Here is a 20,913-nt window from a genome sequence, read left to right on the forward strand (position 1 = left end):
GAAAACGATATTTCACGTTTCAGGCTGCCTATTGGTTTACAAAGCGGATTGCGTTTTCAGGCTGCCTCATGATGGGCAGCCCTATGCGCAAAGGCAGCCTGAAACGCTGAATGGAGCGGCGACGGCTCATCGCCAAAATGCTCATTGTTTCAAGCTGCCGACCCTTTTCAGGCTGCCGATTGGTTTGCAAAGCAGATTGCGGTTTTCAGGCTGCCATTGCCCGTCTTTTGCCCGCGCAGGCGTTTCGCCGCCTACCACGAGCAGGGGCAAGCCCCTGCACCCCGCCCAATCTCCACCCTTTCTTGCATCGTTTCAGGCTGCCTTATCGCGTACGCCCCAAAGGCAGCCTGCGTAGCGAAGCGGAGTTGCGAAGCTAAAACCAAAAAAAGGACAACCTCAAAGGCTGTCCTTTTTCATCCAAGCAAAATTACGCTTCTTGTTTGCGCGCAGGCAGTTTTTCTTTAATGCGTGCCGCTTTACCCGTTAAGCCGCGCAAGTAATACAGTTTTGCACGACGCACATCACCGCGGCGTTTCACCTCAATTTTTTCCACGTTAGGCGAATACAGTTGGAAAGTACGCTCCACACCTTCGCCGCTGGAAATTTTGCGAACGATAAAGTTGCTGTTCAAACCGCGGTTGCGACGCGCAATCACCACACCTTCATACGCTTGCAAACGGCTGCGGTTACCCTCCACCACGCGCACAGATACCACAACGGTATCGCCGGGGGCAAACTCAGGGATTTCTTTGTTCAAGCGAGCAATTTCTTCTTGCTCTAATTGTTGGATTAAATTCATGATTTTTCCTTAATATAATATGGATTACGCCTGTTGCTCTTGCTCCGAACGGATTTTGCGTAAGAGGCGGGCTTCCTGTGGGAGTAAACAACGCCCGTCCAAAAGTTCGGGACGACGTTGCAAAGTGCGGCGCAGCGATTGTTCCAATCGCCATTCCGCTATCAGCGCATGATTGCCCGATTTCAAAACCTCGGGAACGCTCATGCCCTGAAATTCTGTGGGGCGCGTGTAATGCGGGCAATCCAGCAAACCATTGGCAAACGAATCTTGCTCGGCAGACGCGCTATCGCCCAACACATTCGGCAGCAGGCGCAGCACCGCATCCATCAGCATCATCGCGGGCAGTTCGCCGCCCGATACCACAAAATCGCCAATGCTGATTTCTTCGTCCACGCTGGTTTGCAACACGCGCTCGTCAATGCCTTCATAGCGGCCGCACAGCAGCACCAAATTATCCAAGCGCGATAATGCTTGCACTTTGGCGTGGTTCAGCGGCGCACCTTGCGGGCTTAAATACACCACACGGCTGTTTTCAGGCTGCCTTATGTAATGCTGTTTGGCGGCATCAATGGCAGCCTGAATCGGCGGCGCCATCATAATCATGCCCGGCCCGCCGCCGAACGGGCGGTCATCAATATAGCCGAGTTTATTATCGGCAAACTGGCGGGGATTGATGGCGGCAAATTGCCAGAGATTTTGCTTGAATGCGCGCCCTGTTACGCCGTATTCGGTGATGCTGGCAAACATCTCGGGAAAGAGCGTAATGGCTTGAATAAACATCAATAATCCAAGCCCCAGTCGCAAGTGATTTGGCGGTTTTCGTTGTCCACGTTATCAATAAATTGTTCAACGAAGGGAATCAGTTTTTCGCCATGCTCGCCGCGCACAATCAGAATGTCGTGTGCGCCTGTTTCCATCAGATTGATGACTTCGCCGAGATTGATGCCGTCGCGGTTTTTGACTGCCATGCCGATTAGGTCGGCCCAGTAATACTCGCCTTCTTCGGTGGGTTCAAATTGTTCGCGGGGGACTTCGATGGTGTAGCCGCGCAATAGGGCGGCTGCGTCGCGGTCGTGGATGTGGGCGAGTTTGACTTGGAGTTCGTCGCCTGCCATTTTGCCGCTTTCCACTTCGGCTAGGATGTGTTCTTTGCCTTTGCTTAAACGCCATTGTGGGTAGTCTAATAGGCTATCGGTGTATTCGGTATTGGATTGGACTTTTATCCAGCCTTTGATGCCGAATGCGCCTTTGATGTAGCCCATTGCTACCCAGTTTTGCGTGTGGCTCATGGCGTGGAAATTAGGCGGCGACTTTTTGTTCTGCTACCAATTTGGCAACGGCAGCGCTCACTTGTGCGCCGTTGGCAACCCAGTGGTTCAGGCGGTCGGCATGGATGCGGATGCGTTCTTGTTTTTCGTTGGCTACGGGGTTGAAGAAACCTACGCGCTCAATAAAGCGACCATCGCGGCGAGCTTGTTTGTCGGCTGCAACGATGTAGAAGAAAGGACGTTTTTTAGAGCCGCCACGGGCTAAACGGATAACTACCATTATTGGGATTCCTTAGGAAAATTAGGGATATGGAAAAACCGCGCATTTTAGTGTGTTTTGCGGAGGTTAGGCAAGTGTTTATTTGTGTTTCGTGCGCTGGTGGGCATTATTGGGGATGCTGCATTGAAGTTGAAACAATGGAGGACTACAATGTTTTGTTAAATATAGTGAATGAATGTTAAGCGATGGCGACGTTGGTTGGGGTTAGTCGTTTTGTATTCATTTAACTCATCATGTTAATTGTAAGGAGAATAATGATGTTGAACTTGGAACAAACTTTGCAACGTGTTATCCCGCTGGCAACCCAGTTGCGCCATGAATTGCACGCGCACCCTGAATTGTCGGGGCAGGAGGTGTGGACGAAACAGCGGTTGATGGATTTTCTGCACGAGCATTCTGGCTTGGAATTGTTTGACCGTGGGCATTATTTTTATGCGTTGTATCGCGGCAAAAGCAATGCGCCTGCGATTGCGTTTCGGGCGGATTTTGACGCGCTGCCGATTGAGGACGAAATTGACGCGCCGTATCGTTCGCAATGCGCGGGGGTGGCGCATAAATGCGGACATGATGGGCATTCGGCTACGCTTTGCGCGCTGGCTTTGACGGTGGAGGCGATGCAGCCTGAACGCTCGGTGGTGTTTTTGTTTCAGCCTGCGGAGGAGACGGGGGCGGGGGCGAAAACGTGTTTGGGGGTGTTTGATGAGCAGGATATTGGCGAGTTTTATGCGTATCACAATTATCCGGGCGAGCCGTTTAAAACGGTGTCGCTGCTGGCGGGGACGATTTGTTTAACGTCTAAGGGGTTGAGTTTGTTTTTTGATGGCAAGCCTGCGCACGCGAGCCAGCCTGAAAATGGGATTAACCCTGCTTATGCGATTGCGCGTTTGATTGGGGAGATTGAGCAAATTCAGGCTGATGAGTCGCTGTTTGAGGGGTTTATCCGCTGCACGATTGTGAATGTGCAGGTGGGCGAGGCGGCGTTTGGGGTGTCGGCGGGCGATGGGGTGCTGCGGCTGACGATTCGGGCGTATCACGAGCGGGATTTGGATAAGTTGGAGCGGCTGATTGTGGCGGCGGCGGGGGATTTGTGCGCGGCGCGGGGCATTGGGCTGCGCACGGAAAGCTGCGACCATTTTCCTGCAACGGTGAACGATGAGCGGGCGGTGGCGAAGGTGTGGGCGGCGTGTGAACGCGCGGGCGTGCCGATTAAGGAATTGCCTGTACCGTTTCGGGCTTCGGAGGATTTTGGTTGGTTTTTGAAACGGGTGCTGGGGGCGATGTTGTTTATTGGCACGGGGGAGACGGCTGACCCGCTGCATACGGTGCATTATGATTTTCCTGATGATTTGATTGAGGTGGGGGTGCGGACGTTTTTGGCGTTGGTGGAATCGGATAGGGTGTTGTGAAGCGTGGGGCAGCCTGAAAATAGGATTTCAGGCTGCCTTACAGAATGTCAATTTTGTGAATGTGATGGTGGGGATTATGATGGTTATGTTGGGCAAAACGGGGTGGGATATGTTGGTGCAAGGTTGGCGAGAGAGGCAGGTGTTAGAGCGATTAAACGCTGCGCCAACAAGCACTTGGCGATTGGTGGAGATGGAAATTAAAGTGAAAGGGAGCAAATTTTTTGGATTTGACTTTGGCTACTACACTAAGGTGATGGGTAATGAGTTGTATATTGAGATTGGTGCGGGTAGTTTGCAACCAGACAATTCGTGGCGGTTGCAGGTAAACGGGCAGTCTTTGCTGCTGGCGGTGGCGCGTGATGATGGGGAGGCGGTGGTGCCGTTGGATGGGGAGTTGAATTGTTTGCAGGGGTTAAGCAGTGCTGAGCGGGCGCGTTTGAAAGGGGAAATACAGCGGGCGGTGGAGGCAGGGGCAACGGGGAATATAATGGTTGAGGCAGCCTGAAAACGGGATTTCAGGCTGCCCCGGGCGTTCATCCCATCCACTATAATGCGTGTTCCCACCAACCCGAAACGGAGCGTAACCATGCAACACACAGCCACTTTGAACAACGGCGTAGCCATGCCCTTGCTGGGTTTGGGCGTGTTCCAAATGGCAGACAAAGCCGAGTGCGAACAAGCCGTACACGCGGCGATTGACAGCGGCTACCGCCTGATTGACACCGCCGCCAGCTATCAAAACGAAACGGAAGTTGGCAATGCGCTGCGTGCGCACGGCATTGACCGCAAAGAAATTTTCTTGACCACCAAATTATGGGTACACGGCAACAGTTACGAAGGCGCGAAAGCCCAGTTTGAACGCAGCCTGAACCGCCTGCAAACGGATTATGTGGATTTGTATCTCATCCACCAGCCCTACGGCGATGTGTTCGGCGCGTGGCGGGCGATAGCGGAATTGCAGGCGGCGGGCAAAATCCGCGCCATCGGCGTGAGCAATTTTTCCCCCGACCGTTTAACCGATTTGGCGGTGTTCAGCGGCATCAAGCCTGCCGTAAACCAAATTGAAGTGAACCCGTTTAACCAGCAGCTTCATGCCGTGCCGTTTAACCAAAGCGAGGGCGTGCAGCCGCAGGCATGGGCACCGTTTGCCGAAGGGCGCAACAATCTGTTTGCCCATCCCGCGCTGGCGCCGATTGCGCGAACGCACGGCAAAAGCATCGGGCAAGTGGTTTTGCGTTGGCTGGCGCAACGCGGAGTGGCAAGCGTTGCCAAATCGGTGCGCCCCGAGCGCATGGTGGAAAACCAAGCCATTTGGGATTTTGAACTGAGCGAAGCTGAAATGCGCCAAATCACGGCGATGGACACCGCTACCAGCGCGTTTTTCTCCCACCGCGACCCCGAGCGCATCAAATGGCTGGCGGGGCGAGAAATGGATGTGTGAAACGGAACGGGCAGCCTGAAAAACGGGTTTGGGTTTCAGGCTGCCTTTTGTGTTGTGATTATTTTATTAAGGAACGGAAACGATGCGCCCTTTAACGTGTGAAATCCGCTTGGATTATTTGCGGGACAATTATCAATATTTGAAAGCGCTGCACGGCAACAAGCTGCTGGCGGTGATGAAGGCGAACGCTTATGGGCACGGGGCGGTGCAGTGTGCGCACGCATTGCATGATGCGGCGGACGGTTTTGCGGTGGCGTTTTTGGAAGAGGCGGTGGAGCTGCGCGAGGCGGGAATTACCAAGCCGATTGTGGTGCTAGAAGGGGTTTTTCAGGCTGCCGATTATGCGGCGGTGGCGGAATACCGCTTGTGGCCGGTGGTGCATTGTCAGGCGCAGTTGGAGGGGCTGCTGGCGTTTGATTGGCGCGAGCCGGCAACGGTGTGGTTGAAGATGGACAGCGGGATGCACCGCACGGGCTTTTTCCCGCATAACTATGCGGCGGCGTTTGCGGCGCTGCGCCAGAGCGGCAAGGTGGGGGAGATTGTGAAGATGTCGCATTTTGCCTGCGCGGACGAAGCCGAGCGGGGGATGACCCAAATGCAGTTGGAGGCGTTTGACTTGGCTTGCGCGGGGCTGGACGGGGCGGAGAGCTTGGCGAATTCGGCGGCGATAATGGCGTATCCCGAGGCGCGGCGCGATTGGGGGCGGGCGGGGCTGGCGTTGTATGGTGTGGACCCGTTCGGCGCGTTTTCAGGCAGCCTGAAACCGGTGATGCGCTTGAAAAGCGAGGTGTTCGCCGAGCGAGTGTTGCAGCCGCACGAGCCGATTGGCTACGGCGCTTCGTTTTACACCAAGCGTTCCACGCGGGTGGGCGCGGTGGCGGGGGGCTATGCGGACGGCTATCCGCGCCGCGCCGCGAGCGATACGCCGGTGGCGATTGACGGCGTGCGCAGCCGTTTGATTGGGCGGATTTCCATGGATATGCTCACGGTGGATTTGCAGCAGGCGGATATGGGCGTGGGCAGCGAGGTGGAGCTGTTTGGCGACATCATCAGCGTGAACGAAGTCGCCGCGGCGGCGGGGACGATTGCTTACGAGGTGTTGTGCAATGTGAAGCGGGCGAAGCGGGTTTATAGTTGATTAGAATTTCAATGATACGGCGTTGCCAACGCCCTGATGTACTATTCGTACACGGCTCTCGTTGTCGCCTTGTCTTATTTTTATTTTAATCAACTATTATTTGGCGGCAGCCTGAAAATGGGGGAATAGGTTTTTCAGGCTGCCTATGCGCGCTGGTTTGCCGGAGGCAGCCTGCGGAGCGTAGCGGAGTTGCGAAGCTAAAACCATGCGGTGCATTCGCCTTTATCGGGCAAACATGGCACAATGCGCTGTTTTTTCAGGCTGCTGTATGTTAATGGATAATAATTAAGGCAGTCCGACCCCATTCCAAAGGATGTAACCATGCTTAAACACTCTTTTCTCGCCGTTGCCGCGCTCGCCCTGCTTGCCGCGTGCGCGGGCGACGGCAGTTCCAAAAATCCCGCGATGAAAGCGCAGGGAAGCTGGAAAGAAATCGGCAAAATCAACGAGGGCAACATCGATGTGTCCTACGATACGGGCAGCCTGAAACGGCAAGGCGACACCGCCACGCTCACCGACCGCAAATACGTGCACAAGCCCAGCAAAGAAAGCTACCGCAACACGCCCGAATACAAATACGCCATCAGCCAATGGGCGTTCCAATGCGACGCGCGCAATTTCCGCATCACGCAAGCGCAGTTTTTTAACGACAAAGGCGTGTCGCTCGCCAAGCACCAATATTCCGCCGGCCAAACGCGCTACGAAACCGCCCTGCCCGACACCCCCGCCGCCAGCCTGCTGAACATCGCGTGCGCGCCGAAAACCGCCAAGTAGTCCGACCAATCGTTACCAACAGGCAGCCTGAAAGCCGATTTTCGCTTTTCAGGCTGCCCTTGCAATCAACCAACCTATTGTTTTTGTTTACAGAGAACCACCATGCCCAATCTAACCGTTTACAACACCCTTACCCGCCAAAAAGAACCTTTTGCCCCGCTCAACCCGCAAAACGTGCGCATGTATGTGTGCGGCATGACCGTGTATGACTACTGCCACCTCGGGCACGCCCGCGTGCTGGTGGTGTTTGACATGATTGCCCGCTGGCTGCGCCAACACGGCTACCCGCTTACCTACGTGCGCAACATCACCGACATCGACGACAAAATCATCGCCCGCGCTAATGAAAACGGCGAAACCATCCAGCAGCTCACCGCCCGCTTCATCGCCGCCATGAACGAAGATTCCGACGCGCTGGGCGTGCAACGCCCCGATGTTGAACCCAAAGCCACCGAACACATCGCGCAAATGATTGCCATGATTGAGCAACTCATCGCCAACGGCAAAGCCTACGCCGCCGATAATGGCGACGTGTATTACGCCGTGCGCGAGTTCCCCGCCTATGGGCAGCTATCGGGCAAATCGCTGGACGACTTGCGCGCCGGCGAGCGCGTGGAAGTGGACGGCTTCAAGCGCGACCCACTGGATTTTGTGCTGTGGAAAGCCGCCAAACCCGAAGAGCCGCATTGGCAAAGCCCGTGGGGCAACGGACGACCAGGCTGGCACATTGAATGCTCCGCGATGGGCGACGAACTGTTTGGCGACACCTTTGACATCCACGGCGGCGGCGCAGATTTGCAATTTCCCCACCACGAAAACGAAATCGCCCAAAGCTGCGGCGCACACCACGGCATCAGCGGCGAACACGCGCCCCACGCCGCGCACAAAATGATTGACAGCCATGTGAAATACTGGCTGCACAACGGCTTTATCCGCGTGGACAACGAAAAAATGTCCAAATCGCTGGGCAATTTTTTCACCATCCGCGACGTGCTGAAAAAATACGATGCCGAAGTGGTGCGCTTTTTCATTTTGCGCGCCCACTACCGCAGCCCGCTCAACTACTCCGATGCCCATTTGGACGATGCCAAACACTCGCTCACCAGCCTGTATAACGCCTTGGGCAACGTTGCCCCTGCCGCATTTGTATTAAGCGAACACGCCAACGACTACACCCGCCGCTTCTACGCCGCGATGGACGATGACTTTGACACCGTAAAAGCCGTTGCCGTGTTATTTGAATTGGCAAAAGAAATCAACAAAACCCAATCTGCCGAACTTTCAGGCTGCCTGAAAGCCTTGGCAGGCGTGCTTGGATTGCTGCAACGCGAACCCCACGAATTTTTGCAAAGCGGCGCAGCGGATAACGGCTTATCAGCAGACGCGATTGAAGCCCTGATTGCCCAACGCAACCTTGCCCGCGCCAACAAAAATTGGGCAGAATCCGACCGCATCCGCGATGAACTCGCCGCGCAAGGCGTGGTGCTGCGCGATGCGGGCGGCGAGACGACTTGGACGCGGGAGTAGGCGGGGCGATTGTTTGTATTAGCTTGCAATGAAATCAAGGCAGCCTGAAAACGGATGATGATGATGCGTTTTCAGGCTGCCTTTGTATGTGGCAAAGCAAGTAGGGGGGGGGCGGCGGCTTTGCCACGCACCATTTAAGCATGGTGAGACGGTGCATGAGCAAGCTCACGCCCCCTACTGTGGATGCCCCCAAACATTTTCAGGCTGCCTCAGCAATCCAAGGCAGCCTGAAATCTTATTGTTTGTGAACGCGAATGTTGGCTTATTTCGTTGCCGTAGTTGCCGCAGCCGAAGCCTCAGCAGCTTGCACGGGCGCGGCAGATTTGAACCATTTTTGGTAAATCTTGTCAAACGTGCCATCTGCTTTCACTTGCTCTATGCCCGCGTTAAGTTGTTTGAGCAATTCGGGCTTGTTTTTGGCAACCGCCAGCGCGTAATAACTTTTGGGCGATGTTGGGTCAACAATCACGCGCAATTTTTGGTCTTTGTAGTTATTGGCGTAATAAGTGAGCGGCGCGTAATCGCTAAAGGCGGCATCCACCTCTTTGCGCATCACTTGCTGCACCGCCGACCACACGCTGGTGTTGTGCACAATAGAGCCATTGCCTGCTTGTATTTGTAACACCATGTCTTCGCCCACGGAGTCTTCTACAATCGCAACTTTTTTGCCTTTTAAATCATTGGTGGAAGTGATGGGGCTGCCTTCTGGCACCAATATCGCTTGCGTAGTTTCAAAGTGGGAATTGGTGAAATCCACCAAGGCTCTGCGCTCGTCTGTAATAGAAATCGCCGATACTGCCAAATCTGCCCCTTTGCCCAAGCCTTCCAGCATTCCTGTGAAATCGTGCGGGATAAAGTTGGGGCGGAAGCCTTGTTTGTCGCCGATGGCGGTAACCAAGTCAATACCAAAGCCCGAAGGGCGGTTATCCGCATCTGCCATCACAAACGGGGCAATCCCGTTGATGTCAAAGTAAACATTGTAAACAGGGCGCGTGTCATTAACCGCCACATCGGAGGCCACTTTGGGCTCGGCAACTTTTTGCACTTCGGATTTGCCGCAGCCAAGCAATGCCAATACGGCAACTAGGGGAATTAAACGTGTCATTTTCATAATTTATCTTTCGCGTTTTCAGACTGCCTCAGATTATTTGCGCAGGCTAATTACAATCGCTGCGCCGCGGTTGCGCCAAGTAATCGGAATCACAAACGAACGGTCTTTGCGGGGCAATAAAATTTCATCGGGCGCGCCGCGCAACACGATGGGCACAGAAATTTCAAATTCTTCGCCAAATTCGCTACGGGCATTGCCCGCAATGGTATTCGCCACTTCGCCCACCAAGTCCACCATCAAGGCTTCGCTGGTGTCTTTTTCGCCAATCAATACCAATAAGCGTTCCAGCAATTCTTTGGGGGCGGTGAAATACACCACGCCTTGATTTTTGCCTGAAATGGCAATCACGCCCGTGAAATCTTTGGCAGAGGGGATTTTGTTTTCAATCAAATAGGGCGTGCCCACCACCAACTCTTCGCCCGCAATCATTTGCGCAAAATATTTTTGCACACCGTCCAAAAAGACTTGTAATTTTTCTTCTTTCATAATCAAACTCCTTGGTTCAAAAGGGTTTTAGCGCCGCTGAAACTTGCTTTGCTTGTTTTCAGGCTGCCTTGTTTCGTTTGTCTGAGGCAGCCTGAAAAAGGGTGGTTAATCTTCCAACATCTCGTTTAAGGCTTGGAACAACTCTTCATCCGAAAAAGGCTTGTAGAGAAAACCGCGCGCACCCAGTTGCAAGGCTTTGATGCCTGTTGCTTTGTCGGAAAGGGCGGATACCACAAGGATATTGGCGTTTTCATCTAGGCTGGTGAGCTGGTAAATGCACTCCAAGCCGTCCATTTTGGGCATGGTTAAATCCATGGTAACCACATCGGGATGATGCTGGCGATAGAGCGCGATGGCTTCTTCGCCATTGGCAGCGGAGGCAACCACTTCAAAATCCATCGTGCCCGAGCCGCGCGAAATGCGATTACGGATAACGTTTGAGTCATCAACAATCATGATGCGTTTAGACATAAAATCAAATCCTTATCTTAACTTTGGCAGCGTGAAGCTGAATCGGGTGTAGCCATGCAAGCGGCTGGCAACGTTTACCGTGCCGCCCAGCGATACGATGCGGTCTTTAATAATATCCAAGCCCACGCCGCGCCCTGCGTCTTCGGTGCTTTTTTCGGCAGTGGAGAAGCCTGGGGTAAACAGCAAGGAAATCAGCGCACGCTTATCCAGCTTGGTGGCTTCTTCGGCGGTGTATTTGCCCAATGCCACCGCTTTTTGCGCGATGGCGGCGTAATCAATACCGTTGCCGTCGTCTTCAAAGGTGAGCAAGAATTTGTCGCCTTGGTCTTTCAGGCTCATGTGAACGTGTCCCACGGGCAATTTGCCGCGTTGGCTGCGCACTTCGGGCGTTTCAATGCCGTGTACCACTGAATTGCGCAAGAGCTGAATGGCGACTTCGTTTACGATGCCATCCACTTTGCTGTTGCCTGTGGTTTCCAAGCCACTGTATGTGAACGCTGCTTGTTTGTGGTTGCGGGCGGCGATGTCGGCAATAAAGCTGGCGTAGCGCGCATTGGGGTTTTGCGCGGCGGTGGATTGCCCTGTGTTGCTCATCACCACGGGCGCGCCACCGCCAATTTTGGCGAGCAAGTCTTCAATGGTGTGGTTCAAGCGAATCAACTCTTCCAGTTGCACCGCCAAGCCCAAGAAGTTTTCGCCCGATAGTTTGGGCATTTGTTTCAAACGGTTGAGGTTGGTTTCAAAGTTTTCTGCCATAGTGGTAAAGCCACCCAGTTTCAAAGCGGAAGATTCGCCTTTCATACTGTGCACTTCGCGGTAAATGGCGTTCACTTTTTCGTGCAGCGAGCTGGTGTTGTCGCTTTGCGATTTCAATACGGTGTTGATGTTTTGAATGTGTTGATTGGTGTTGTCAATAAAGTCATTGAGCAAGGTACGGTCGGTGTGCAAAATATTGCTCAACATTTCCAGTTGCACGTCATTTTGCTCGCGCTCTTGTTCCATTTTTTGTTGCAACAGCACAGCATTGGTTACATCTTCCACGTTTACCAACACGCGGGCAATGTCTTTGCCGTGATATACGCGGTGGAAGTTGAAATCCAGATAGCGTTCTTTGTCGTCAATTTTCACTTTTTGGTGAATCAAGGGGTTCAAAGAAGCAATCAAACGTTCTTTGGTGCGGGGGTTGTAGAGCTGCCCCACGAAGTCGTTGGTAGTGTTCAAGTCGTTTGCGTTAATCAAGTTGCTTAACACATCCAGCAAGTTTTTGCCGCCCACATTTTTTTGACCAATCAGGCTTTCCAGTTGTTTGGAGTATTGCGAACCAATGGTTAAGTCTCTATCCAGCAGGAACAGACCTGTGGTTACGGTGTCCATAATCTCGGTGGTTTCTTTTCTTGCTTCGTCGGCTAATTTATCGGCGGTGAGCAATTTGCGGATGAAGTAGAACAAGAACAGCGCAAGGTATAACACCGCGCCCACAATGCCGAAAATCTCTACGTTTCTTAATTGGTTGGTGCGGTCTTCCAATTTGGCACGTTTGCTTGCCAGCAAGAAATTGGAGATTTCGGTGAAACGGGCGTTGTTGTTTTGCAAACTCAATAGAGCGGTATTGAGCAATGCGCTATCGGCTGCGGGGTCATTAGCAGCTTTTAAGTAGGCATCAACAGATGGTTTGGCATCTTTCCATTTTTTAACCATTTCTGCCATCAATTTCTTTTTAACCCCTTTATTGGAAGCGTCCACCAGATATTGTTTGCCATCAATAGAAGTGTAGTCGCCACCTTGAGCGGTGGCTTGCAGCGAGCGCGAGAAGATGTCTTGCGCTTCTTTCAAGCGTTTTAACGCGCCTTGCACCACGGGGCTTTGCGGGTCTTGGTGGGTGTTCAGTTGCAGCAGCTGAATGTTTTCCAGCATTTCGCCGTAGGAGTTTGCCATCTCGCTGGTAATGTAGCTTTGGATGGAGTCTTCCTCGATTTCGCTGGAAATATTGTTGGCGTAAATCAGCAGGGCTGCGAGTAGCACAACAAAGAAACCGATTGAGATAATCATCCCGCGATACCGATTCAAGCCAACGGATACATTGGCTTTGGGCGTAGTATTGTCGCTCATGGATTTTCCTTTATAGAAGTAAAAAAGTGTGTTTTCAGGCTGCCGGGAGGTGCAGGCTAAACGGGATGGCGCTCATCCGTTGAATCAGGCGGGCAAGTTGCACGGCACGCCGAACCGGTGCGGTTAGGTTGGTTTTATGGCTGGGGGCGATATGTGCAGCGGCATCGTGTAAACATGCTGCTTCTTGCCTTATCAAAAGTTTGCAAATTATTACAGAAAGCCTTGCGGGAAACAAGCTGGGCAAGGGCGGGCTGTTGAAATTTTGGGGCTTTAAATAGGCGGCAGGTGTTTTACAAGCAAGAAGCGTGCATGTTTGTGTAAAGATTGGCGGAGTGTGGTGCGGGGGTGCCTGCGGTGGTGGGGCTGTTATAATTTTGTTTTTGTTTGCGGGGTTGATGATGAACGATGCTTGGCAAGATGTTTGGCAACAGGGGCGCTGGCAAGGCGCGGCGCAAATGCACTCGCCCAACTGTTGCCCGCGCCCTGACGGGGAGACGGTGAGCTTGGTGGTGTTGCACAATATTTCGTTGCCGCCGTTTGAATATGGCACGGGCGCGGTGCAAAAATTGTTTACCAACCGGATTCAGGCTGCCGAACATCCGTTTTTTTCGCTGCTGACGGCGTTGCGCGTATCCAGCCATTTTTTTGTGGCGCGGACGGGGGAAGTGGTGCAGTTTGTGTCGTGCGACGAGATGGCGTATCACGCGGGAGTGTCGGCGTTTCGCGGGCGCGAGAGGTGCAATGCGTTTTCCATCGGCATTGAGCTGGAAGGCTGCGATTTTGAGCCGTTTGCGGCGGCGCAATATGCGGCGTTGGCGCGGCTGCTGGGCGCGGTTGCGGCGCGGTATCCGATTGAGGCGGTTACGGGGCATCAGGACATTGCGCTCGGCCGCAAGACTGACCCGGGGCATTTTTTTGATTGGGATGCGGTGCGGGCGATGGGGTTTTGCGTGGATAGGAACGAGTAGGTTTCAGGCTGCCTTGGATGTTGAGGCAGCCTGAAAAGCATTTGGACGGCTTATTTTTGCTGTTCAAACGCGCTGATTTCGTGCACTTTGGGGGCGTAGCTGCTGTGTGCGTCGTGGCGCAGGTTGAGCCAGATGTCCACCAATGCCCATGCGGCAGGGGCGGCGATGACGTTTTGCCCCATGCACAGGATTTGCGCGTTGTAGTTTTCTACTGCGCCGCGCACGCTGGTTAAATCATGCGCGGTGGCGGCGCGGATGCCAGCCACTTTGTTGGCGGCGATGGCGGTGCCGATGCCTGTGCCGCAGATGAGGATGGCGCGCTCGGCTTCGCCTGCGGCGACGGCTTGGGCGACGGCAAAGGAGAGCTGCGGATAGCTGGTGTCGGTGGACATATCGCGCAGGCTGCTGATGCGTGGGTCGGCGGCGAGGTGGGCTTGGAGGGCATTTTTCAGTTCCATGCCGTTGGCGGGGGCGGCGATGATGAGTTTCATGGGATGTCCTTTTTGGGTTGGGGGATGGTTGGGGTGGGATTTTAACCTTGCGCGTTGTGCTGCGGACTCCCCCTTTGGCTTTGCATCAGTTCGCATGACTAAATCAAAGATTCAGACAAAGGGGCAAGGCTGCTTAATTATGTGGCGGCAGCCTGAAAATGGGGAATGGCTGTGGGCAGGCGGTGTTACTTGGCGGCAAGCTGTTGCTGCGTCACGGCGCGACAAGGAGCAAATTTTGCCGGAATGGCGGATGCTGCACGGGGTACAGGGGCTTGCCCCTGCTCGTGGCAGGCGGCGAAACGCCTGCGCGGGCGGAAAATCAGCGATGGGCAGCCTGAAAGCTCGTTTCCATTTTCAGGCTGCCTATCTGTTGTGTTGCGGCAGCCTGAAAAGCGTTTGGGTGAAACAGTGAGGCGGTGGGTTGCGTTATTTGGGCGGCGCTGGGCGGGTTTCAGGCTGCCTTTATGCTTTATTTCACTGCGGCGGATTGCTTGGCGAGGCGGTACCATTTTTGCGCTTCGCGGGGGTTTTTGTTTACGCCCAAGCCGTATCGGTAGAGGTCGCCGAGGGCTTGGAAGCTGGGGGCGGTGATGTGGTCTTGGCGGGTGGTGTGTTTGAGATAGAGGGCGCGGGCTTGGGCGAAATCGCGTGGCACGCCTAGCCCTTGTTCGTAGAGTTTGGCAAGGCGGTATTGCCCTGTGATGTCGTTGTTTTGGTCGGCTTGTTGGTAGTAGGCGGCGGCTTGGGCGTAGTCTTGGGCTACGCCGAGCCCGCGTTCGTAGATGATGCCGAGATAGAGGGCGGATTTTTTGTCGCCTGCTTGGTAGGATTGTTGCAGCAGGGCGAGGGCTTTGGGGTAGTCAAACGCTGTGCCGCAGCCGTTGAGGTATTGCACGGCAAGGTTGCGCCTAGCTTGGCGGTTGCCTTGCTGCGCGGCTTTGCTGCTCCATGCGAGGGCTTGGGCGCAGTCTTGGGCGATGCCGAGGTTGCTGTTTAAATAGGCTTCGCCAAGGCGGGCTTGGGCTTCGGGGTTGCCTTGCTGGGCTTGGGTTTGGATTTGTGGCAGCGTTATCGGTGCGGGGGCGGCGATGGCGAGCAGGGGCGTTAGGATAAGGGCGGCGAAAAATTTGGCTGGGGGCATGGCGGTTCCTTTGGGGCAGCCTGAAAACGGGGTAATCCTATTTTCAGGCTGCCTCTGTTTAATCCTGCAAACTCAATTCAACGTGCGTGGTTTCCGCCGCGTCATACGCTTCCACGATTTTTTGCACCAGCGGATGGCGTACCACGTCTTCGCTGGTGAAGGTGTGGAAATATAGCCCTTCCACGTCGCGCAGTTTTTCTTTGGCATCGCGCAAGCCTGATTTGATGTTGCGCGGCAAATCCACCTGACTCAAATCGCCCGTAATCACCGCTTTCGCGCCAAAGCCGATGCGCGTTAAAAACATTTTCATTTGCTCGGGGGTGGTGTTTTGCGCTTCATCCAAAATCACATACGCGCCGTTGAGCGTGCGCCCGCGCATATAGGCGAGCGGGGCGATTTCAATCAGCCCTTTTTCCATCAGCTTGGTTACGCGGTCAAAACCCATCAGGTCATACAGCGCGTCATACAGCGGGCGCAGGTAGGGATCAACCTTTTGCGCTAAATCGCCCGGCAGAAAGCCCAGTTTTTCGCCCGCTTCCACGGCGGGGCGCACCAGCACGATGCGTTCGATTTGGTGTTTTTCCATCGCGTCCACGGCGGCGGCAACGGCAAGATAGGTTTTGCCCGTGCCTGCGGGCCCGAGACCGAACACGACATCGTGGTTGAGCAAGGCGCGGATATAGCCGTTTTGGCGTGGGGTGCGCCCGCCGATGTTGCCGCGCTTGGTGTGGAAATGGTAGGCGTGGTTGTCGTTGCTGCGTTCAACGTGTTGCGCGTCGGCGGTTTTGGCTTCCACGGCGGCAAGCTGGATGTCTTCGGCGGTTAGGTCGCGGCTTTGTGCGGTGTCGGCGAGCGCGAGCAGGGCGCGGCGGGCGGCGTGGGCGTGCTCGCCGATAAAGGTGAAATCGGCGAAGCGGCGGCTGGCTTGCACGGCCAGGGCTTTGCCCAGCGCGGCGAGGTTTTCGTCCAGCGCGCCGCACAGGCGTTGCAAGGTGGTGTTGTCGATGTCGTCAAATTTTAGGCGGACGGTGTGGGTCATAAGGGTTTCCTTGTTAATACAAAATAGGCGGATTTTGCTCCTTTTTGGCGCGGATTAGAACCGCTAATTCTTGCAGGCGGGCGATGTTTTCGTTGATTTGCCCGATGACGGCAGAGGGGCTTAGCTTGCCCGTTGCGCCCAGCGCCCAAACCAGCAGATAGGCTTGCAGCAAAGCCTGCCGCCATGAATATTCTTGGGTGGGCGTTTTGCCGTAGCGTTCCAGTTCGTCTTGCGCGTCGTTTACTTGCGCGCCGTCCAAGATTTCTTGCTTGGCTGGGGGGCAGGTTGGGCAGGGCGGGTAGTTTTTTGGAACATGGTTACGCCGATTGCGTGGCATGAATGTTTATGGGCGGGGGTGGGTTTGAGGCAGCCTGAAAACAGGTTTTATGGCTTTTCAGGCTGCCTATTTCGTCTGCCGCGCCTGCCATTGTTGGATGCACGGGGCTCTAAAACGTTCCTGATCGACTTGGAATTTTTTCGGCAGCATCGGGCTGCGCAGTTTGGGCAGGCGGTTTTGGGCAAGCAGTTCGCCGATAAGCGAAACGTCTTTCAGGTTGCGCGTATCCATCAGCTCCAAGCCTTCCAGCTGCGGCATTTGTTCCAAGCCGTTCAGGCTGCCGATGGCGGGGTTGATTAAATCGATGCTGGTAAGGTTTTTCAGGCTGGTGAATTCGGTCAAATCTTTGCCTTTGTAGGAATACAGGCTCAAAAGCCTCAAGCCCGCCGCCTTGCCGATGTTGATGATGTGTTTGGGGTCGGTGGGGTTGGCTTGCAGCGATTCCAAAGCGATGAAGCGCGAAACGTCCAGCCGGGGCATTTGTTTGTCCCAAATACTTAAATTTTTCAGCTTGGGCATGGCGTAAAGCTGTTCAACATTTTTGATTTCGGTGGTTTCCCGCGGCAGTTCGTTTATCCACAGTTTTTCCAGCTCAGGATAGAGGGCGAGCGGGGCGAAATCGACGGCGGCGGGCCGGCGCATCAGCGCGCTTACTTCTGCGCTGTCTGCTTTGCAAAAGGGGGAATAGCCGATTTGCAAACCGGCGCGGTGCTGTTTTGCCAGCAATACGCCTTCTTCCAAAAAATTGGCGGGGACGACGATATCGTTAATCGGGTGGAGGGGTCTGTAGGTCTAGTTGTGGTAGATAAATTTGTTCACGGTTTTTCCTTTGCGGCGGGTTGGGGATTGGGTTTCAGGCTGCCTTTTGTGGCATGAGGCAGCCTGAAATGCGCTGCGCGTTGGCGCGTTGGCGATATTGAGGCAGCCTGAAAAGCAAAAACAGATTTTCAGGCTGCCTCAACCGCCCGCTTCCTGCCCGTTCAACGGCAGATACACATCCAAAATCGCCTGCCCGTATTTGGCGATTTTGGCATCGCCCAAGCCGTAGATAGGCGGCAGGTCGGCAAGGGTGCGCGGCTGCTGTCGGATGATGTCTTGCAGGGTTTTGTCGCCGCAAATCATGTAGGCGGGAATGTTTTCGCTGTGGGCTTGGTCTAGCCGCCATTGGCGCAGGGCTTGCCAGATGCGCTCTTCGCGCTCGGTGCGCAGCCATTGTGTTTTCAGGCTGCCTGATTGGGTGGCTGCTTTGTCGCGTTTGAGCGGGCGCAGCATGATGCTTTGCTCGCCTTTTAACACGGGCAGCGCGGCGGGGGTAAGCATTAGGGCTTGGTGGTGCGTGGGGTGGGCGGCGATGAGGTTTTGCCCGATGCATTGGCGGATGATGTTGCGCCAGTTTTTATCGGTTAAGCCTGCGCCGATGCCGAAGGTGCTGAGTTGGTGGTGTTGGTTGCGGGTTATCCAGTCGTCTGCTTTGCCGCGCAATACGTTAATCACATAGCCTGCGGCGTATTGCTGCCCGACGCGGTAGATGCAGCTTAGTAGTTTTTGCACCAGCTCGGTGGCATCAAAGCGGATGGGCGGGTGCTGGCAGTTGTCGCAGTTGCCGCAGGGTTGGCTTTCTTCGCCAAAGTGGCGCAACAGCAACACGCGGCGGCATTCGGCGGTTTCGCAGATGTCAAACATGGCGTTGAGCTTTTGCAGCTCAATCTGCTTTTGCTGCTCGCTGACGGTGCTTTCTTGGATGCGCTCGCGCAGCAGCATTAGGTTGTTCATGCCGTAGCACAGCCAGCTGGTTGCGGGCAAGCCGTCGCGCCCTGCTCGTCCGCTTTCTTGGTAAAAGTGTTCAATGCTTTGCGGCATATCCAGATGGGCAACATAGCGCACGTCTGGCTTGTCTATGCCCATGCCAAAAGCAACGGTGGCAACGATGATGATGTTGTCTTCGTGGGTGAAGCGGTGTTGGTTTTGGCTGCGGGTTTGGATGGGCAGGCCTGCGTGATAGGGCAGCGCGTTGAGCCCGCTGTCGCATAAATATTGCGCGATTTCTTCCACACTTTTGCGGCTTAGGCAATAGACGATGCCGCTTTGCCCTGCGGCTTGTTTTTGGATGAAATCCAGCAGTTGTTTTTTGCCGTTTTGCCGTTCTATCACTTGGTAATGGATGTTGGGGCGGTCAAAGCTGGATATAAACTCGGCGGCATCGCCAAGCTGCAAATAGTGTTTGATGTCTAGGCGGGTTTGGGCATCGGCGGTGGCGGTGAGGGCGATGCGGGGGATGTGGGGATAACGCTGGGCGAGGATGCTGAGCTGTTGGTATTCGGGGCGAAAGTCGTGCCCCCATTGGCTCACGCAATGGGCTTCGTCGATGGCGAATAGGCTCACGGCGGTGTGGTCTAAAAAGCGCAGGAATTTTTCGGTGGTGAGCCGCTCGGGGGAGACATACAGCAGTTTCAGGCTGCCTGCGTCGATGTCTTGGGCGATTTGGCGGATGGTGTCGGCGGGCGTGCCGCTGTGCACGGCGGCGGCATGGATGCCCACGGCGCGGGCGTTGGCAACTTGGTCGTCCATCAGGGCAATGAGCGGGGAGATGATGATGGCGACACCTTGGCGCATCAGGGCGGGGATTTGGTAGCACAGGGATTTGCCGCCGCCTGTGGGCATCAGCACGAAGGCGCTGTTGCCTTGGGCGATGGTGTCGATGATTTGGGCTTGGTTGCCGCGAAAATTGGGGTAGCCGAAGGTGTCTTGAAGGATTTGCTGGGCGGGGGTCATAGGGCTGATGGGGGATGGGGAACGGGGGATTTTAGCATTGGGGCAGCCTGAAAACGGGTTATTGGCTTTCAGTCTGCCTTGGGGGATTAGCGGGGCGGGTTAATTGGATAGGTGGGGATGTGCGGCAGTTTGTTTTGCGGCTTGGGGCCGGTGATGCAGTGCTGCCAAACCGTCCAAAACCGCGCGCCGCGGCGGGCGTATCGGGGGAGCTGCGTCCACGGGACTTGCGGGTGCTGGTGGTGGGCGAGGTGGTAGTGGTAGTTGAGAAAAAACAGGCGCACGGGCTTGGGCACGATTAAATTCCACGCGCCGTTGTGGGCATCCAGCGGCGAGAAGGCGTGGTCGGTATATTGCAGGTTGCTCCATTGCCAGCCGAACACGGCGTAGCACAGCAGCCATGATTGCCATGTCAAATCCAGCAGCGTGAACAAGGCAGCCTGAAAAGCGATGGCACCCCAGATTTCGGCTTTGGCGGCGAGCGGCAAGGCGTTGAGCGCGCCGATATAGTTGCTTGCGCCCGTCTGCTCGCCGCCTTGCTTGCCGAACGCTTGGCGCAGGGCGTTGCCGACAATGCGCGGGGTGAGTGAAAAGACAACCGCGCCCAGCACGGCGGTCGCCCAATACACGCCGGTGTAGATGGCATACCATTGGGCGTATTTGAGCCAGCGGATGTCTTGCGGGTGCAGGATGTCAAATTGCTCGGAGGGGCTGCGGTTGTTTTGGTGGTGCACGAGGTGGAAGGTTTTTTGCAGGGTGTAGCCCGTGGGAAACCATGCGGCGGCGTAACGCCCTGCACAGCAGTTGAGGGTTTGGTTGGCGGCGAAGATGCCGTGCACACTTTCGTGCAGCAGCGAAAACAGCGTGTTGTTGCTCAACGAGAACAGCAGGGCGGCGGGCAGGGCGAAATACCATGCGGCGTGCGCGGCGGTGTGGAGCGCGAGCAGGTTGGCGAGGCTGGCGGCGGTGAGAATGGCGAGGTTGAGGCGGGTGGGGGGCATGGGGTGTCCTGTTTTTTTGGGGGGAGTAAGAGTAGAGGCAGCCTGAAAAGTGGTTCAGAATAACTAGAATGGATTTTGCCAGAACGTGCGTTGCGCCGCACGCCACGCTTGGGGTGGGTACATTGTGGCTGGCGTTTGAGGCAGCCTGAAAATGGTTTGTGTTTTGTGGTTAGCATTCGTTTAGCTTTAACCATGCGTCTCGTGCCGACGGGGCACTTCCTTTTCTTTGCTTCGCCAAAGAAAAGGAAGCAAAAGAAAGGCGACCCCGACGTGCAGGTCTGCTGCGCAGACTTCCCTCACTACGCATCCTTTTTTCGGCGCGTGCGAACTAGCCGCGCTGTGCGCGTCGTCGGACAA

The 20,913-nt window shown here is 55.0% G+C and carries 24 protein-coding genes; 9 read left to right on the top strand and 15 right to left on the bottom strand.

Annotated features, from left to right (window positions below):
* The first annotated feature begins 31 nt into the window (after positions 1–31).
* Positions 32–355, top strand: a complete 324-nt coding sequence (locus tag JDW22_RS07755; protein ID WP_200522549.1) for a hypothetical protein — start codon at positions 32–34, stop codon at positions 353–355.
* 72 nt (positions 356–427) lie between these two features.
* Here JDW22_RS07755 and rplS read toward each other — a convergent pair whose 3' ends face one another.
* Genes rplS through rpsP form a run of 4 tightly spaced genes read right to left on the bottom strand, consistent with a single transcriptional unit; the run spans position 428 to position 2,347 of the window.
* Positions 428–799: a 50S ribosomal protein L19 gene (gene rplS / locus JDW22_RS07760; protein ID WP_003798459.1), complete on the bottom strand. Its 372-nt coding sequence runs from the start codon at positions 797–799 to the stop codon at positions 428–430.
* 24 nt (positions 800–823) lie between these two features.
* The gene (gene trmD / locus JDW22_RS07765; protein WP_200522550.1) at positions 824–1,579 is read right to left on the bottom strand and encodes a tRNA (guanosine(37)-N1)-methyltransferase TrmD; all 756 of its coding nucleotides are present in this window, start codon (positions 1,577–1,579) and stop codon (positions 824–826) included.
* Entirely contained in the window at positions 1,579–2,088 is a 510-nt protein-coding gene (gene rimM / locus JDW22_RS07770; protein ID WP_200522551.1) for a ribosome maturation factor RimM, read from the bottom strand. The genes trmD and rimM overlap by 1 nt, the downstream gene beginning before the upstream one ends.
* A gap of 10 nt (positions 2,089–2,098) precedes the next feature.
* Complete coding sequence (rpsP, locus tag JDW22_RS07775) at positions 2,099–2,347, bottom strand: 30S ribosomal protein S16 (protein WP_200522552.1); 249 nt, start codon at positions 2,345–2,347, stop codon at positions 2,099–2,101.
* Between the two features lie 254 nt (positions 2,348–2,601).
* Between rpsP and JDW22_RS07780 the strand changes: the two genes are divergently transcribed.
* The 6 genes from JDW22_RS07780 (at position 2,602) to cysS (ending at position 8,633) form a co-directional block, all read left to right on the top strand.
* Entirely contained in the window at positions 2,602–3,753 is a 1,152-nt protein-coding gene (locus JDW22_RS07780; RefSeq protein ID WP_235964998.1) for a M20 metallopeptidase family protein, read from the top strand.
* Positions 3,754–3,829: 76 nt separating this feature from the next.
* A complete protein-coding gene (locus tag JDW22_RS07785) occupies positions 3,830–4,258 on the top strand; it encodes a hypothetical protein (RefSeq protein ID WP_200522553.1) in 429 nt (142 codons plus the stop codon).
* A gap of 81 nt (positions 4,259–4,339) precedes the next feature.
* Positions 4,340–5,194 carry an aldo/keto reductase gene (locus tag JDW22_RS07790; protein WP_200522554.1) on the top strand — a complete coding sequence of 285 codons (855 nt, stop codon included), beginning with the start codon at positions 4,340–4,342 and terminating at the stop codon, positions 5,192–5,194.
* Between the two features lie 82 nt (positions 5,195–5,276).
* The gene (alr, locus tag JDW22_RS07795; protein WP_200522555.1) at positions 5,277–6,332 is read left to right on the top strand and encodes an alanine racemase; all 1,056 of its coding nucleotides are present in this window, start codon (positions 5,277–5,279) and stop codon (positions 6,330–6,332) included.
* Between the two features lie 321 nt (positions 6,333–6,653).
* A complete protein-coding gene (locus JDW22_RS07800) occupies positions 6,654–7,106 on the top strand; it encodes a surface-adhesin E family protein (protein ID WP_200522556.1) in 453 nt (150 codons plus the stop codon).
* A 102-nt stretch (positions 7,107–7,208) separates the two neighbouring features.
* Positions 7,209–8,633, top strand: a complete 1,425-nt coding sequence (gene cysS / locus JDW22_RS07805) for a cysteine--tRNA ligase (protein ID WP_200522557.1) — start codon at positions 7,209–7,211, stop codon at positions 8,631–8,633.
* Positions 8,634–8,895: 262 nt separating this feature from the next.
* Here cysS and JDW22_RS07810 read toward each other — a convergent pair whose 3' ends face one another.
* From JDW22_RS07810 to JDW22_RS07825, 4 genes are all read right to left on the bottom strand, one after another.
* Positions 8,896–9,738: a substrate-binding periplasmic protein gene (locus JDW22_RS07810; protein ID WP_235965015.1), complete on the bottom strand. Its 843-nt coding sequence runs from the start codon at positions 9,736–9,738 to the stop codon at positions 8,896–8,898.
* A gap of 39 nt (positions 9,739–9,777) precedes the next feature.
* Positions 9,778–10,230: a chemotaxis protein CheX gene (locus JDW22_RS07815; RefSeq protein ID WP_003798487.1), complete on the bottom strand. Its 453-nt coding sequence runs from the start codon at positions 10,228–10,230 to the stop codon at positions 9,778–9,780.
* A 105-nt stretch (positions 10,231–10,335) separates the two neighbouring features.
* The gene (locus tag JDW22_RS07820) at positions 10,336–10,701 is read right to left on the bottom strand and encodes a response regulator (protein WP_003798489.1); all 366 of its coding nucleotides are present in this window, start codon (positions 10,699–10,701) and stop codon (positions 10,336–10,338) included.
* A gap of 12 nt (positions 10,702–10,713) precedes the next feature.
* A complete protein-coding gene (locus JDW22_RS07825) occupies positions 10,714–12,810 on the bottom strand; it encodes an ATP-binding protein (protein WP_200522559.1) in 2,097 nt (698 codons plus the stop codon).
* Between the two features lie 398 nt (positions 12,811–13,208).
* Between JDW22_RS07825 and ampD the strand changes: the two genes are divergently transcribed.
* Positions 13,209–13,778, top strand: a complete 570-nt coding sequence (gene ampD, locus JDW22_RS07830; protein WP_040559157.1) for a 1,6-anhydro-N-acetylmuramyl-L-alanine amidase AmpD — start codon at positions 13,209–13,211, stop codon at positions 13,776–13,778.
* A 50-nt stretch (positions 13,779–13,828) separates the two neighbouring features.
* Here ampD and JDW22_RS07835 read toward each other — a convergent pair whose 3' ends face one another.
* A complete protein-coding gene (locus JDW22_RS07835; protein WP_003798497.1) occupies positions 13,829–14,269 on the bottom strand; it encodes an RpiB/LacA/LacB family sugar-phosphate isomerase in 441 nt (146 codons plus the stop codon).
* A 94-nt stretch (positions 14,270–14,363) separates the two neighbouring features.
* Here JDW22_RS07835 and JDW22_RS07840 point away from each other — a divergent pair, with 94 nt between their 5' ends.
* The gene (locus tag JDW22_RS07840) at positions 14,364–14,681 is read left to right on the top strand and encodes a hypothetical protein (RefSeq protein ID WP_003798498.1); all 318 of its coding nucleotides are present in this window, start codon (positions 14,364–14,366) and stop codon (positions 14,679–14,681) included.
* 57 nt (positions 14,682–14,738) lie between these two features.
* On the opposite strand, the gene JDW22_RS07845 is transcribed toward JDW22_RS07840, so the two are convergent.
* The 6 genes from JDW22_RS07845 to JDW22_RS07870 all read right to left on the bottom strand — a co-directional run bounded on the left by JDW22_RS07845 (position 14,739) and on the right by JDW22_RS07870 (position 20,556).
* Positions 14,739–15,410, bottom strand: a complete 672-nt coding sequence (locus tag JDW22_RS07845; protein WP_003798499.1) for a tetratricopeptide repeat protein — start codon at positions 15,408–15,410, stop codon at positions 14,739–14,741.
* Positions 15,411–15,468: 58 nt separating this feature from the next.
* Positions 15,469–16,449 (bottom strand): PhoH family protein, encoded by a 981-nt coding sequence (locus tag JDW22_RS07850; protein WP_200522560.1) that lies wholly within the window; start codon positions 16,447–16,449, stop codon positions 15,469–15,471.
* Positions 16,450–16,462: 13 nt separating this feature from the next.
* Positions 16,463–16,708: a hypothetical protein gene (locus JDW22_RS07855; RefSeq protein WP_200522561.1), complete on the bottom strand. Its 246-nt coding sequence runs from the start codon at positions 16,706–16,708 to the stop codon at positions 16,463–16,465.
* Between the two features lie 144 nt (positions 16,709–16,852).
* Positions 16,853–17,527 carry a leucine-rich repeat domain-containing protein gene (locus tag JDW22_RS07860; protein ID WP_200522562.1) on the bottom strand — a complete coding sequence of 225 codons (675 nt, stop codon included), beginning with the start codon at positions 17,525–17,527 and terminating at the stop codon, positions 16,853–16,855.
* Positions 17,528–17,743: 216 nt separating this feature from the next.
* Positions 17,744–19,558, bottom strand: coding sequence for a DNA helicase RecQ (recQ, locus tag JDW22_RS07865; protein ID WP_200522563.1), 1,815 nt, complete (start codon positions 19,556–19,558; stop codon positions 17,744–17,746).
* 86 nt (positions 19,559–19,644) lie between these two features.
* The gene (locus tag JDW22_RS07870) at positions 19,645–20,556 is read right to left on the bottom strand and encodes a fatty acid desaturase (protein ID WP_200522564.1); all 912 of its coding nucleotides are present in this window, start codon (positions 20,554–20,556) and stop codon (positions 19,645–19,647) included.
* Positions 20,557–20,913: the final 357 nt, after the last annotated feature.

Source organism: Kingella bonacorsii, assembly GCF_016623605.1.
GTDB classification, from domain to species: domain Bacteria; phylum Pseudomonadota; class Gammaproteobacteria; order Burkholderiales; family Neisseriaceae; genus Kingella_B; species Kingella_B oralis.

Coding starts and splice junctions, on each gene's coding strand:
- rplS (WP_003798459.1), bottom strand. CDS start 799: ATGAATTTAATCCAACAATTAGAGCAAGAAGAAATTGCTCGCTTGAAC.
- trmD (WP_200522550.1), bottom strand. CDS start 1,579: ATGTTTATTCAAGCCATTACGCTCTTTCCCGAGATGTTTGCCAGCATC.
- rimM (WP_200522551.1), bottom strand. CDS start 2,088: ATGAGCCACACGCAAAACTGGGTAGCAATGGGCTACATCAAAGGCGCA.
- rpsP (WP_200522552.1), bottom strand. CDS start 2,347: ATGGTAGTTATCCGTTTAGCCCGTGGCGGCTCTAAAAAACGTCCTTTC.
- JDW22_RS07780 (WP_235964998.1), top strand. CDS start 2,602: ATGATGTTGAACTTGGAACAAACTTTGCAACGTGTTATCCCGCTGGCA.
- JDW22_RS07785 (WP_200522553.1), top strand. CDS start 3,830: ATGATGGTTATGTTGGGCAAAACGGGGTGGGATATGTTGGTGCAAGGT.
- JDW22_RS07790 (WP_200522554.1), top strand. CDS start 4,340: ATGCAACACACAGCCACTTTGAACAACGGCGTAGCCATGCCCTTGCTG.
- alr (WP_200522555.1), top strand. CDS start 5,277: ATGCGCCCTTTAACGTGTGAAATCCGCTTGGATTATTTGCGGGACAAT.
- JDW22_RS07800 (WP_200522556.1), top strand. CDS start 6,654: ATGCTTAAACACTCTTTTCTCGCCGTTGCCGCGCTCGCCCTGCTTGCC.
- cysS (WP_200522557.1), top strand. CDS start 7,209: ATGCCCAATCTAACCGTTTACAACACCCTTACCCGCCAAAAAGAACCT.
- JDW22_RS07810 (WP_235965015.1), bottom strand. CDS start 9,738: ATGACACGTTTAATTCCCCTAGTTGCCGTATTGGCATTGCTTGGCTGC.
- JDW22_RS07815 (WP_003798487.1), bottom strand. CDS start 10,230: ATGAAAGAAGAAAAATTACAAGTCTTTTTGGACGGTGTGCAAAAATAT.
- JDW22_RS07820 (WP_003798489.1), bottom strand. CDS start 10,701: ATGTCTAAACGCATCATGATTGTTGATGACTCAAACGTTATCCGTAAT.
- JDW22_RS07825 (WP_200522559.1), bottom strand. CDS start 12,810: ATGAGCGACAATACTACGCCCAAAGCCAATGTATCCGTTGGCTTGAAT.
- ampD (WP_040559157.1), top strand. CDS start 13,209: ATGAACGATGCTTGGCAAGATGTTTGGCAACAGGGGCGCTGGCAAGGC.
- JDW22_RS07835 (WP_003798497.1), bottom strand. CDS start 14,269: ATGAAACTCATCATCGCCGCCCCCGCCAACGGCATGGAACTGAAAAAT.
- JDW22_RS07840 (WP_003798498.1), top strand. CDS start 14,364: ATGACTAAATCAAAGATTCAGACAAAGGGGCAAGGCTGCTTAATTATG.
- JDW22_RS07845 (WP_003798499.1), bottom strand. CDS start 15,410: ATGCCCCCAGCCAAATTTTTCGCCGCCCTTATCCTAACGCCCCTGCTC.
- JDW22_RS07850 (WP_200522560.1), bottom strand. CDS start 16,449: ATGACCCACACCGTCCGCCTAAAATTTGACGACATCGACAACACCACC.
- recQ (WP_200522563.1), bottom strand. CDS start 19,558: ATGACCCCCGCCCAGCAAATCCTTCAAGACACCTTCGGCTACCCCAAT.
- JDW22_RS07870 (WP_200522564.1), bottom strand. CDS start 20,556: ATGCCCCCCACCCGCCTCAACCTCGCCATTCTCACCGCCGCCAGCCTC.